Source organism: uncultured Methanobrevibacter sp., from assembly GCF_902771435.1.
In the GTDB taxonomy this organism is placed as follows: Archaea; Methanobacteriota; Methanobacteria; order Methanobacteriales; family Methanobacteriaceae; genus Methanocatella.
Genome location: NZ_CACXXB010000034.1, coordinates 1 through 13159, shown reverse-complemented (window position 1 = coordinate 13159; position 13159 = coordinate 1). Strand labels below are relative to the sequence as shown.

At 36.8% G+C, this 13159-nt stretch carries 12 protein-coding genes; 7 read left to right on the top strand and 5 right to left on the bottom strand.

Annotated elements, in window-relative coordinates; genetic code table 11:
- On the bottom strand, nucleotides 1-1058 hold a 1058-nt coding region (locus QZU83_RS08635; RefSeq protein ID WP_295611399.1), incomplete at its 3' end, for an FAD-dependent oxidoreductase.
- A gap of 353 nt (nucleotides 1059-1411) precedes the next feature.
- Here QZU83_RS08635 and QZU83_RS08630 point away from each other — a divergent pair.
- The 6 genes from QZU83_RS08630 (at nucleotide 1412) to QZU83_RS08605 (ending at nucleotide 7551) form a co-directional block, all read left to right on the top strand.
- Nucleotides 1412-2782: a TldD/PmbA family protein gene (locus QZU83_RS08630; protein ID WP_295611397.1), complete on the top strand. Its 1371-nt coding sequence runs from the start codon at nucleotides 1412-1414 to the stop codon at nucleotides 2780-2782.
- Nucleotides 2782-3339 carry a TIGR00296 family protein gene (locus tag QZU83_RS08625; protein ID WP_295611402.1) on the top strand — a complete coding sequence of 186 codons (558 nt, stop codon included), beginning with the start codon at nucleotides 2782-2784 and terminating at the stop codon, nucleotides 3337-3339. Before QZU83_RS08630 ends, QZU83_RS08625 begins: the two co-directional genes overlap by 1 nt.
- Before the next feature lie 8 nt (nucleotides 3340-3347).
- The gene (locus QZU83_RS08620) at nucleotides 3348-4373 is read left to right on the top strand and encodes an NOG1 family protein (protein WP_295611394.1); all 1026 of its coding nucleotides are present in this window, start codon (nucleotides 3348-3350) and stop codon (nucleotides 4371-4373) included.
- Between the two features lie 165 nt (nucleotides 4374-4538).
- Nucleotides 4539-6023: a hypothetical protein gene (locus QZU83_RS08615; RefSeq protein ID WP_295611391.1), complete on the top strand. Its 1485-nt coding sequence runs from the start codon at nucleotides 4539-4541 to the stop codon at nucleotides 6021-6023.
- A gap of 504 nt (nucleotides 6024-6527) precedes the next feature.
- Nucleotides 6528-7115: an Hsp20/alpha crystallin family protein gene (locus tag QZU83_RS08610; RefSeq protein WP_295611389.1), complete on the top strand. Its 588-nt coding sequence runs from the start codon at nucleotides 6528-6530 to the stop codon at nucleotides 7113-7115.
- 67 nt (nucleotides 7116-7182) lie between these two features.
- On the top strand, nucleotides 7183-7551 hold the full coding sequence (locus QZU83_RS08605; RefSeq protein ID WP_295611386.1) for a putative zinc-binding protein: 369 nt from the start codon (nucleotides 7183-7185) through the stop codon (nucleotides 7549-7551).
- Between the two features lie 6 nt (nucleotides 7552-7557).
- On the opposite strand, the gene QZU83_RS08600 is transcribed toward QZU83_RS08605, so the two are convergent.
- Nucleotides 7558-8568, bottom strand: coding sequence for an SIS domain-containing protein (locus tag QZU83_RS08600; RefSeq protein WP_295611383.1), 1011 nt, complete (start codon nucleotides 8566-8568; stop codon nucleotides 7558-7560).
- A 94-nt stretch (nucleotides 8569-8662) separates the two neighbouring features.
- Between QZU83_RS08600 and QZU83_RS08595 the strand changes: the two genes are divergently transcribed.
- Nucleotides 8663-9289 (top strand): DUF447 domain-containing protein, encoded by a 627-nt coding sequence (locus QZU83_RS08595; RefSeq protein WP_295611380.1) that lies wholly within the window; start codon nucleotides 8663-8665, stop codon nucleotides 9287-9289.
- Here QZU83_RS08595 and ade read toward each other — a convergent pair.
- The 3 genes from ade to QZU83_RS08580 all read right to left on the bottom strand — a co-directional run bounded on the left by ade (nucleotide 9286) and on the right by QZU83_RS08580 (nucleotide 13118).
- Nucleotides 9286-11001, bottom strand: coding sequence for an adenine deaminase (gene ade / locus QZU83_RS08590; RefSeq protein WP_295611377.1), 1716 nt, complete (start codon nucleotides 10999-11001; stop codon nucleotides 9286-9288). The genes QZU83_RS08595 and ade overlap by 4 nt on opposite strands.
- A gap of 2 nt (nucleotides 11002-11003) precedes the next feature.
- Entirely contained in the window at nucleotides 11004-12224 is a 1221-nt protein-coding gene (locus tag QZU83_RS08585) for a TIGR00300 family protein (protein ID WP_295611374.1), read from the bottom strand.
- Between the two features lie 84 nt (nucleotides 12225-12308).
- Nucleotides 12309-13118, bottom strand: coding sequence for a zinc-ribbon domain-containing protein (locus QZU83_RS08580; protein ID WP_295611372.1), 810 nt, complete (start codon nucleotides 13116-13118; stop codon nucleotides 12309-12311).
- Nucleotides 13119-13159: the final 41 nt, after the last annotated feature.

Here is a 13159-nt window from a genome sequence, read left to right as displayed (position 1 = left end):
ATAGGTGCGGTTCCTCCAGGGTGTGCACCCCTATAGACAGTTGAACCTATTGTTTTTGGGTCAACTCCTGCTTTTTCTAGAATAAATCCTGCAGTTGCCACTCCCTCTGCCAGATATCTGATGTCGGTGATTGTATTTGTTTTGCCTACAGCACCGTCAGCACCGACAAATCCTTTTGATTCGTCCGGCGTTTTAACCATTATTGACAGTATGTCCTTGTCCTCAACGCCGTCATAAGGAATATTTCCCTTGATGAAAGATGAAAAATGAGGGGACAGAACAAAGTTTTTACCGACTACAAGGCCTGCCATCTGAACCTCAGTGTTGAAATTTATATCCTTTAAATATCCTCCAACAGAAACAAACGGATCAAAAAAGAGTTCCTCTCCAATTCCTTCAAGACCTGTGTTTTTCAATATTACTGCTGAGTCGATAGCTCCGGCACATAGGACGATTTTATCAGTTTTTAAAATCCTTTCCTCACCATCCGCAACATATTTAACTCCGCATGCCTTCATGTCGGACAGCATGATGTCAGTGACTTCAGCACCGGTGATTAATGTTGCTCCGGCTTCAACTGCCTCATCAACAAAGTCCTTTGCAGTCCATTTTGCATCGACAGGACATCCAAATGCACATTTTCCACATTGAATGCAGTCCTCTTCACGGATTGCCTTCGGCATCTTGGACACATTCAGCCCCAGTTCTTCGGCAGCATCCAAAAACAGTTGTGTTCCACGACCGATATGGGAATCATCGAGTTCATGAACTCCAACCAAATCCTCTACATATTCATATTCCTCACTCAAATCAATTCCAAACTGGTGAAGCTCCTCATCAAGAGCCCTTACCATATTTGCCATTGAAACTATTGTTGAGCCTCCAACACAGGTTGTTGCAAGCAAATCAACATCCTGAGGATAAACATTATAATAATTAAAAGCATCTTTCGAATCTATATAAGGTCCTTTTTCCAATATAGTGACCTCAATACCATTTTTGGCAAGTTCACGGGCCAGAAGCCCTCCACCTGCACCAGCGCCCACTATCGTAATCATTTTATGTCTCCAAATTAGTATACACTTTAACTATTAATTATTGATGCATATAAGCTTTTATATATTTAGTGGAAAAAATAGAGAACAAACATGCAAAATAGCTAAAAAAATTTAAACCATTACTTTTCAAATGCTCTTTCACTTGCTTTATATATAAAAAAGACAAAATATAATATACATAGCATATAATTATGAAGCAATACAAATAAATATAAAGCAAATAGATAGCAAATTGCTGCTGCAATAACAGAGGATTGCTCAAATACGAATTACTGCACTACTTATGAAATTTGCAACTCCCATATATGCTGGGAAAATTCGAAAAGACATGCAAGCTAATTAAAAGTGATAATATGGAAGAATATATTGATTTATTCGAAAAAGTTATTGAAAAAACAACCCCAAAAGTAGATTACATAGATATTCGCTCTGGAATTGGCGAAAACACTTCCATAATAATGAAAGATGGAGCCGTAGATGAAATTAACACCGGAATGAGTTTAGGTGCAAGAATTAGAGTTTTGAATAACGGAGCATGGGGTTTTGCATACACTACAGACTTATCAAAAATTAATGAAATAACCGAAACTGCAATTAAATTGTCAGAATCACTCAAAGGAGACGTCAAATTAAGTGAAAGCAAGGTCATTAAAGATAAAACTGCAGTTGACGTTGAAATTCCTTTCAAAGACATATCAATTGAAGAGAAAAAGGAAATCATGAAGGCAGCAAGCGACGCCGCTTCAATCGAGAAGGTGAACAGTACAACTGCAAGCTATGGTGACAGCGAAGTGAAAGAACTGTTCATGAACAGTGAAGGTTCAGAAATTCAGGTTAAAACCTCAAGGGTCAGAATGGCTTTGAATGCCTCTGCAACCGATGGCGAAATTATTCAATTCGGCCACGGAAGTCTTGGAGGAGTCAAAGGATTTGAAGTAATTGCCAATGAAGACATTGAAGAATTCGGACGAAATATCGGTGAAAAAGCTGTAAGGCTGCTCGATGCAAAACCTGCACCTTCAGGACAGTTTCCAGTAATTGCAGATCCCGAACTGACCGGCGTTCTGATTCATGAAGCCTTAGGCCATGCGGTTGAAGGTGATTTAATCCTGCAAAATGATTCAATCCTGAAAGGCAAGATGGGTGAGATGATAGCTTCCGATATTGTGAATATCTTTGATGACGCAAGCCTGAAAGAAGGGTTCGGATATTATCCTTATGATGTGGAAGGTGTCAAAACCAAGCCTAATCAGTTGGTTAAGGATGGAAAATTAATATCCCTTTTAAACTCAAGGGAAACCTCATCACAATTGGGCATGAAATCATCCGGAAATGCAAGATCAATTATTGCCGACAAACCAATTGTCAGAATGAGCAATACCTACCTGCAGCCTGGAGACAATACCTTTGAAGAGTTGCTTGAAGACATTCCGAATGGAATTTATCTGAAAGGCTCAAGAGGAGGACAGGTGGACACAGGCAAAGGAATTTTCCAATTCAATGCAGCTGAAGGATATTTGATTGAAAACGGTGAGCTGAAAACACCTTTAAGGGATGTTTCATTATCAGGAAATATCCTGGAAACTCTTAAAAACATTGACGCTATAGGAAACGACTTTAAATTAAGCGTCGGATTTTGTGGAAAAGATGGTCAGACCGCCCCTGTAGGTGATGGAGGACCCCACACAAGAATATTGAATGCACTAGTAGGAGGAATGGGATGATGATAAGTGATAAAGCTGGAGAATACCTAGTTGACATAGCAAAACAATCAATTGAACATTATATTGAAACCAAAGAAAAATTAGAAAAACCTGAAGATTATCCGATTGAATTAGATGAAAAATTAGGAGTGTTTGTTACATTAAATAAGAATAATGCATTGAGAGGCTGCATCGGATATGCAGAACCTATTGAAAGCGCAATCGATGCAACAATCGAAGTAGCTATTGCAGCTGCATTCAGAGATCCTAGATTCAGTGCCGTTACAAAAGACGAATTTCCAATACTTGATTTGGAAGTGACAGTTTTGACAAAACCTGAACTTATTGTTGTAGCACACCCTGACCAATACTTTGAGGAAATTGAAATTGGCCGTGACGGATTGATTATTCAGAAAGGATACTCCAGAGGCCTGTTGCTTCCGCAGGTAGCTACAGAAAATGCCTTCGGCATTGAAGAGTTTTTAGAAAATACCTGTATGAAGGCAGGAATCAGTGCAGACAGCTGGATGGATGAAAGCTGTGATGTATACAAATTCCAGGGACAAATTTTTAAATAGTGATAACCATGATGATACCGACAATACCTACGCCTGAAGAGATTTTGGATAAAGGATTCAGCAGAGGTAAAAAACAAGCCGACCTTATGAGGTCTCAAAAGATACCTAAACATTTAAAAGGTAAAAGAATTGAAGAGAGAAGAGTTGTAACCTCTTGCCAGGTTATTAAAGATAAATTAAAATCCATTCTTGATGCAGTTCCAGATATTGAAGAACTACATCCATTTTATCAAGATTACATAGACATTACCGTTGGCGTGGATGATATGAAACAGTCACTGGGGGCAGTCAATTGGGCTTATGGAATTATCGCCCAACTTGAAAAGGAATATGGTGCCAAAATCAGGAAAAATCCTTCAGAAAATGCAACTGCCATCCAAAAACAGGCATACGGTAGGATTTCATCTGTGATACATAAAATCAAAAAGGATTTGGATTTCCTTGACTTTGCAAAACAGAACCTGAGGAACATGCCAACCATTGACTTTGAAGCAACAACAATCGTTATTGCGGGTTTTCCGAATGTGGGAAAATCAACACTCCTAAAACAGATTACCGGAGCAGACCCACAGGTTGCAAATTATCCGTTTACAACAAAGGGTATCCAGATTGGACACACCGAAAGACACTGGAAACATATACAAATCATTGACACACCTGGACTTTTGGACAGACCGGTTCTGGAGATGAATGATATTGAGATGAACGCTATTGTTGCCCTTGAACACCTGGCTGATGCAATACTCTTTATTTTTGATGCATCCGAAACATGCGGATTCCACTTGGACAACCAGTACAATCTTTTAAAACAGATTGAAAAGATTTTTGCTGAAATTCCAGTGTTCTATCTATTTAACAAGATGGACCTTGTTGAGGACAGAGAATACCTTAACGAATATATTGACAATGAGGAAAATTCAATTTTCATATCCGCAATTGAAGGAGAGGGCATTGACATAATCAACAAGAAAATCGATACGATTAAAAAAATAGATCGCACACCACAAGAAGAAGACGACGATGAATATTACTGATATTCCATCTCCAACCATCAACCAAACTTTCTTTTTTTCCAACTGTTCAGAAAATATTAATAAGATTGTAAAACTATAATAATAATTAACAGTCCATTTGGTATTTATTTTCAATGATTACTAGAAAAAAATATTCCAAAAAGGCGACTTAAATAGGTGAGAGAGTTGGAGTTTAATGAAAGTGAAAAATATAAGGAATATATTGGAAAATCGCTGTTTGTATTAAGTTTATTTCTACTGGGTTTGATGATATTTTTAATCATACAGAAACCTTTTTTACATATTGATGAATGGTTTACACGAGGTTTGATGTACATTTCATTTAAGGAAATGGTTCATGTAACTGCAATTGACGTTCACCCCCCATTGTACTATGCAATTGCTTTGATTCCAGTGTATCTATTTAACTGGCTACACATTCCATATGACATGACTACGTTAATGAAAATGGTATCTGTTGCGGCCTATGTGGTTTTATACATACTGTCCATAACCAAAATCAGAAAGAATTACGGATGGCTGGCCGGAGGATTGTTTGCATTCGCACTCATAGCCATGTCCAATTTCCTAACAACATTTTCAATCGCAAGGATGTATCCTTGGGGAATGGTATTTTTAGTAATAAGCTTTTTGTATGCCAGTGAAATACTGAAAAATCCAACATTGAAAAATTGGATTCTTTTAGCATTTTTCTCCGTTTGCGGAGCTTATACTCATTACTTTACTGCAGTATCATCAGTAATCTTATATGTATTGTTGCTTGCATATGTTTTACTTAAAAATAAATCTGAAATCAAAAATTGGGTTATCTCAACAGTATTCGGAATAGTGTGTTTTGCCCCATGGCTCCTTTTCCTATTCAGACAAATGAAATCTGTAAAAGGGGACTATTGGATTGAACCTATTTCACTCAATGACTTCCTGCAGTTTTTTGCATCAATATTCACAGATACAGGGGAATTCTATATTAATCTGATTCTGGCAATAGTCTTTTTAGTGCTGTTCATTTTTATTGTACTTGAATATAAAAAATCACAGGAAGACAGCAACACTGTTCTTTTAGGATCATTAGTGTTTATCGGAACAATTCTTTTTGGAGTTGCCATATCCTTCCTGTTCAGACCGATTTTCATCGTAAGATATGCTGTTCCTGCAATGGGAGTAATGTGGTTATGCATTGCAATATTCATATCCAAGTTTGATTTGAAAAAGGTGATAATACCAGTCGTGGTTGTTTTATTAATATTCAGTGCATTCAATTTGGCTCATCAAATTGATGACATATCCAAAAATCATGAAAAGTTAGTTGAAAACGAGGCATTCCTAAAAAGCATAAACAACAACAATTCCGTTGTCATTATAGATGGAATGGTAAAGTATGTCCACTTCTATAATCAGTTAAATAATTCTATAGTCTACAGCGGATTTACGGTTGGCGAGCAGAAGAAAGCCGGAGGCTTTACGAAGTTTTATGATGACAAGGAGTATAAATTCCAAATGCCTAATGACTTCAACAAATACAAAAATAAAACAGTATATCTGGCATATCGTCAAGGTGCAGATTTTGAATTGCCGAAAAACGTTTCACATGAAAAAGTAGGCAAAATTGAAAACTGCAAATTCTGGAAATTGACATATGACGAAGGATAAACAAAACAATATTTAAAACATTTTAGGAGTTTAATTAAACTCCCAACTTCTTATTTTTTTATAGGTTTCATATAATGAAACACAACTCAAACAATAGTATTAAATTTTTAAATATATTATATTTAGATAATGCACTTCAAAAATATTTAAAAAGTCTGTTTATAATTCAAACTTGATTTTCTTTATTATTTTCATTTTCATACATTATGAAATATGGAAGAAAATTAAAAAAGATATTTCGCAACTATCACATATATCCATTTTACTTAACAAATTAAAAATAGGCATAATTTAATTTTAACAATAGAAAAACTATTATCCTCTTTATAAATTAAAAAAAATAATGATTTATAAAAAATAAAGTATCTCAATATTAAAAATCAATGATTAATAGAATTTACTTTTTAGTTACTTTCAGTAAATTTAATCGAAAACTTTATATACTAACAAAAAGTAAATAAAATACGTTCATAGAAATAATTCCTAAAAAGGAGTGTGAAAACTATGGTAGATTCAGATACAATTGAAACTAAAATTTCTGATAAAAAAGAAGAATTCGAAGAAAATGTCGAAGATATTGAAGAAGAAGAATTTGAAGAAGAAACCGCAGAAACCTTCGAAGACAAAAAAGAAAAAGGCAAAAATATTGCTGACAATGTTATTGCTGATTTATCAAAAACTATCGATGAATTCAGGGAAAACATTAAAAACATGCAAAAAAATGCTGATCAAAAATATCAAGATTATAAAAAATCAACCGTACAAACTTTAGACATTGATTTAGTTGAAACCAAAGATGTTTACTACATTAAAGCAGCCGTTCCTGGTGTAAGCAAAGATGAAATTAACATCGAAGCAGGTGACAATGACATTACCATTGAAACCACTTTCACCCCATACATCGAAGAGTTCGATGAAGAGGACGAAGCTGAATTAATCGTTTCTGCTATCAAATCCGGAAAATGTCAAAAAACCGTAAGATTTGAAAACAGCATTGATATTGAAAACATTAAAGCAAAATTCTCAAACGGAATTGTTCTTATAACTCTTCCTAAATTAATAATCCCTAAACATAAAGTCAATGTAGAATAATTATTCTACATTTTTCTCTCTTTTTTTAAACCTAAACATTTATATTCTTATTGATACAACTAATTTTATGAAAAAAATAGCTCTTGCTCCATGCAACGGAATGAGTCCGAACGGACTGGTGTGCCGTGTTGCGGTTGGAGACTTAAAAAAGGAAAATGAGAATGTGATATCCATCTGCATGGGTTCAACTTCCGCAGACATTGAAAACAAAAACACCCCAATGCTTAAAAAATATCCAATAATAGCTCTAAACGGATGTAAAAACAACTGCGTCAATACTATTTTAGAAAACAAGGGTATCAATGTTGCCAAAACCATCAATGCAAGTGACGTTTTAGAAAATTATGATGTATGCGCACGTGATCCATTCAGACTGGACAGTGAAGCAGAAGAGTGCGTAAAAATAGTGAAAAAAGAGTTGGAAAACTCTTTATAATTTTTTTTAGTATCTTACTTTTCCGATGTGTCTTGTTGCACCAGGATCTTCGCCGTTAAAGTGTGCAAGATAGTATACGAACCATTCAAGAGGAATTACGAATATGAATGGGGAAAGCAATTTGTCGACATTAGCATAGTCCTTAAGGTCAAAGAGGATTGTTTTCGCTTCAAGGTTTTCACAGAAGTCGATTGCCTTTTGTGTTATCTCATCGGATTCCAAATCGGACCTTAAAATTATGACAGGCACATCCTTTTCGGCCCTTTCTATAAGACCGTGCCTGAATTCTGCTGAATATTCAGGACAGGCATGTTTGATTGCGCCTTCCATAAGCATTGTCATTGCGAGTTTGTATGCAAGACCGAAGTTTGGACCGCTTCCCAAACAGTAGAATATGTCCTCTTTTGCGTATTTTTCAGCCAGTGCCTTGTTTTCGTCTTCAGTTAAAAGCAACAGTCTTTCAATCATTTCAGGCATGTCAACAAGTTCAGTCAAAAGCTGAGCCTTATCCTCATAATCTGATGCCCTGAAAAGAATATAGTAAAGGCATGCAAGTTGAGTTATATAGGTTTTGGTACCTAATATTGCTGTTTCTGTTTCACATCTTGTGACGATTGGAGTTTTAGCTTCTTTAATCATTGAACTTTCGCCTTCATTGGAAATAGAAACAGTGTGCAGGCCGAACTCGTTGGCTCTTCTTAATGATGCCAGAGTATCTGCGGTTTCACCGGATTGTGAGGTGAAAATCGCAATGGAATTCTCGTTTTCGACTAATTTCTTGTTATAGTAAAATTCATAACCGGTATACACTTCAATATTGATATTGGTACTGGACATTCGGATTGCATCGCGAACGCTGTAACAGGTTGAAATGGAACTTCCACATCCAATCAGGTAAACCTTATCAACATCCAAAACCAAATCTGACACTTCATCCAGTTTAAGCATTTCAGATTCAAAGGTCCTCTTAAGAGAATCAGGCTGCTCCATCATTTCATCATACATTTTATATTTCATAGCTTAAAACTCCTTTAAAATTAAATAATATTAATAATATATTGTAAATCAATATATAAAAATGTTTATCAAAAAAAATACAATAATGATTACTATGGAAATCGATTTATCTCTAATAGGAATGGAAAAGGGAAGGCAATACGAAACAATAATAACTACTGAAAACTGCGAAGGTGTTAAACATGCGGCACCTATCGGAGTCCTGTGTTCCGGCAGGGATACAATTTTAAACCGCATATTCAAGGGAAGTCACACTTTGGACAATATAGTCTCCCAAAAAGAGTTTGTTGTCAATATATGCAATTCACCACAGCTGTTTACAGAATCACTAATCGATGATTTAAGTGACGAACATTTCAATGATGATTTGTCCCTTAAAAAAGCAGATGCCCATTTCAAATGCAGAGTAATCAAACTGGTCGAAGCTGTAAAGCAAAGCGATCCAATCAAAAGCAGCGGTGAAGCACTTGTAATAAAATCAAAAGTGGTGGATATGACAATAAATAAAGAAACCGCAGCATTCAATCGTGGATTCGGCTATGTCATTGAGTCCCTGACCAATTTTTTACGTTTCGATTTGGTTGAAGGCGACGAGAAGGAATTTTATGTGAAACGTTTCAGGGAGGCGTACCGTATCGTCAATAAGGTGGGAACACGACAGGACATCGAAGCCATGCATAAAATAAAAAAAGAACTGGAAAATAAAGGCCATGACCTTTAGTTTCTTATAACATCAATAAATTCAAAGCTGTCACCATCAAACAGTCCCTTATCCGAGAGTTTAATTGACGGAATCACCAGCAGAGACATGAAAGCCATTGTCATGAACGGAGCGGTAAGTTCGCATCCCAAAGCGAATGCCATCTTCTGCAATATCCTCAATTTTTTTGCAATGGCAATTCCGTCCTGATTGCTCATGAGTCCTGCAATCGGAAGTGACAGGGAATCTGCGAAGTCCTCACTGACTACAGCTATTCCGCCCTTATTTTCTATTACCCTATTTACGGCTTCAGCCATTCTTTTTGGAGAGTATCCGATAGCAACAATATTGTGTGAGTCATGTGCAATTGATGCGGCAATAGCTCCCTTTTTAAGGCCAAACCCTTTGATGAAAGCATTGGCCACATTATTTGACCCGTGACGTTCAACAACGGCAATCTTCAATACGTCCTCGAATATGTCAGGCTGTACAATGCCATTTTCTGTTATGAGCCTTGCAGTTGTCTTTTTTGTTAACAATTCCCCGTCAAAACATTGGATGACATTTACCTCACACTCATCGCCGTCAAAGTAAACGTTGAAATCCTCAGGGGATTTTTTATCCACATTCATTGAATCTATGACTTCCACATCCTCGACATCAAACAGGACATTTTCACCGTCGAAGACACATTCTCCTGAAATGTATGTCTTCAAAACATTGAGATCATCAAGGTTATCCACAATGATGAAGTCAGCCTTTGAACCTGTGACGATTGATCCTCCATCCAGACCGTAATGTGCCGCCGGATTGATTGTTACCATTTCAATTGCCTTAATCAGGTCAACTCCAAGGTCAACCGCCTTTTTGACTGATTCATTCAAATGGCCATTAACCAGGTCTCTCGGATTTTTGTCGTCACTCACTATAAAGTCAAAGATAGGTGAGTGAAGCCTTCTTGAGAGAACCTCTGTAGGTATGATTCCAAAACTGTCCTGATTTTTGAAGAACTCAATACGTTGTGAAAAATCAAAAAGAGCATCCATATCTTTGGCAGATGACCCGTCACGAACCATAATTTTCATACCTTTCTGCTTTTTTTCGATAGCTTCAAGAAAATTACTGCATTCATGGTCAGTGACTATACCCTGTTCGATATATTTGTCCAATTCTTTTCCGGAAACGAGTGGCGCATGACCGTCGATAGGCTTGTTGTACTTTCTTGCAATCCTGAGTTTTTCTAAAACTTCCTCATCGGCACCTATGACTCCTGGAAAATTCATCATTTCTGCAAGCGCAACGACTTCCGGCTTTTGAAGAAGATATTCTATATCATCGGAATCCAGCACTGCGCCTGATGTTTCAAATGAAGTTGCAGGAACACAGGAAGGTGCTGCAAAATAAAAATTGAACGGAACGGTGGAGGCATTTTCAATCATGAATTCTACTCCATCGATTCCATGAACATTTGCAATCTCGTGAGGATCGCAGACAACAGCAGTTGTACCGTGCCTTACGGCAACCTTTGCAAACTGTGCAGGAGTCATCATGCTGCTTTCAATATGAATATGAGAGTCAATAAATCCCGGAAGCATCAGACCTTCCACATCCATTTCTGTTTCCTCACCAACCTGGATGGGAACGATTTCCTTGAAAATTCCATCCTCGATTGTTATTCTTGCAGGATACACAGAATCTGTCAAAACGTCCAATATATAGGATGTGAATTGCATTTTTACTCCTCATGCAAAGCATTATAAAGAAGCGGCAAGAATGTACCTATATCAGTTACAATACCTAAAACCTGAGCGCTTCCCCTGTCTGACAGTTTGGTAACTGTGGACGGATTGATGTCTACACAGATACTTTTAACTCTTGATGGGAGAAGGTTTCCTGTTGCAATAGAGTGAAGCATTGTAGCTATCATGATGACCATGTCCACTTCCTGAGCATATTTCCTCATCACCTTCTGTGCTTCAACAACATCGGTCATGACATCAGGAAGAGGTCCGTCGTCACGAATGGAACCTGCAAGAACATACGGAACATCATTTTTTATGCACTCATACATAATTCCACCAGTCAGTGTTCCATCATCGACAGCATTCTGAATGGAGCCTGAGCGATTTATCTTATTAATTGCCCTCATATGGTGAGTGTGACCGTGAGCAACGATTTTTCCGGTTTCAACCTCAATACCAAGTGAAGTTCCAAAAAGATTGGATTCAATATCGTGAGTGGCAAGTGCATTTCCTGCCATGATTACATCAATGTATCCTTCCCTGATAAGAGCGGCCAGATATTTGCCTGAACCTGTGTGTACAATGGCAGGTCCTCCAACAATTCCTATTTTTCCGCCTTTATCCTTGATTTCCTTCATTTCCTCGGCAATACCATATATCAGATTCATCAATGGCTTTTCGGAAGACACATCACTGTTCATGAACTCGAACACCTGCTGTTCTTCTCTTGATCTGTGAGGAGGAGTTACTCTGACACCGTCAAGACCTACAACAATCATGTCGCCTTCCCTAACATCAGCTATTGGCTTTACATAAGCTCTAGGAACATCCTCATCCACAACAACCAGACAGTCCATTTCAATTTCCTCAACAAGCATCCAGTTTCCCTTATAAAAAATATGAGTAGTGTGATTAGATGATGAATAAAAGCCTTCAGGAGCAACCTTGTCTTTAGTTGATGCAACCAGTTTCACTTCCTTAATCTCATCGATAGAAGCACCAAGAACTGACAGTTCATCCAAAATAGAATTCAATAACTCGGGAGAATCGGCAGAAACTTCAATTTTAGCTCTGCTGACATCTGATTTTTTTCTTCCAACATCAATTTCCAATATATCAAATTCTCCGCCTTTGTCCATGATTATACCCATTGTTTTAGTCAATGTCAATGAGTCGATAATATGACCAGAAAGCTCAATAGTTCTTTTATTCATAAGTATTTGCTCCATATTGTTAATATTATAATTATGGTTTTGGTAATATTTAATGGTATTGTTGATAAAGAATAAAAAAAAGAATTATAACCAAGATAGGCGGTCTCCCACAATATCTTGGATTTTTGATTTTAAAAACATATTTGAAACGTAAGCAACTATTACTGCTACGATGACCAGAAATATTATCTGACCTCCAAATAACCAGTCATATACTACAGCAACTAATTTTCCGAAACAGAATTGAATAATCGGATTTTCTAAAAATCCTAAAATCAGTCCGACAAATAATCCTGACACGATTGCATTTGCTTCATTATCAATCAAACCTGCAAAGAACCCTACGCTTAGAATAACTGCGATTATAAATGAAACCCATGAAAATCCAATTAACACAAAAATAATTGATAAAATAATTGAAACCACTAAAGCAACAAGAGTTGGTTTTATTATACTGTTGATGTTAATCTTATCAATGAATCCCTGATTTGAGTTTTTAGTTGGAATGGCGGCCATTTCACCAGTTTGTAAGTTTGCCCCACATTCAGGACAAAATGTGGCATCATCCTCTAATTGGAATCCACAATTGCGACAGATATTGACTTGTTGAGTTTTTTGAGGCTGTTTTACTTTAGTTCCACAAGTAGGACAGAATAAAACACCATCCGGAACTTCAGATCCACAAGTTTCACATCTGTTTGATTCATTTGCAATTTTTGTACCGCATTTTGAGCAGAAATCCGCATTAGGCTTTAATGATTCCCCACAAGAAGGGCATTTTAAATCTTCACTTGATTCGGCAGGTGTTTGTGATTCAGCAAGATTATTTCCACAATTTGGACAAATATCAAATGTATCAGCTATTTCAACACCACAACGACTGCATTTAACCATCTAAACACCTATCCAAATAACAAATCTTTTTTTAGCTGGTC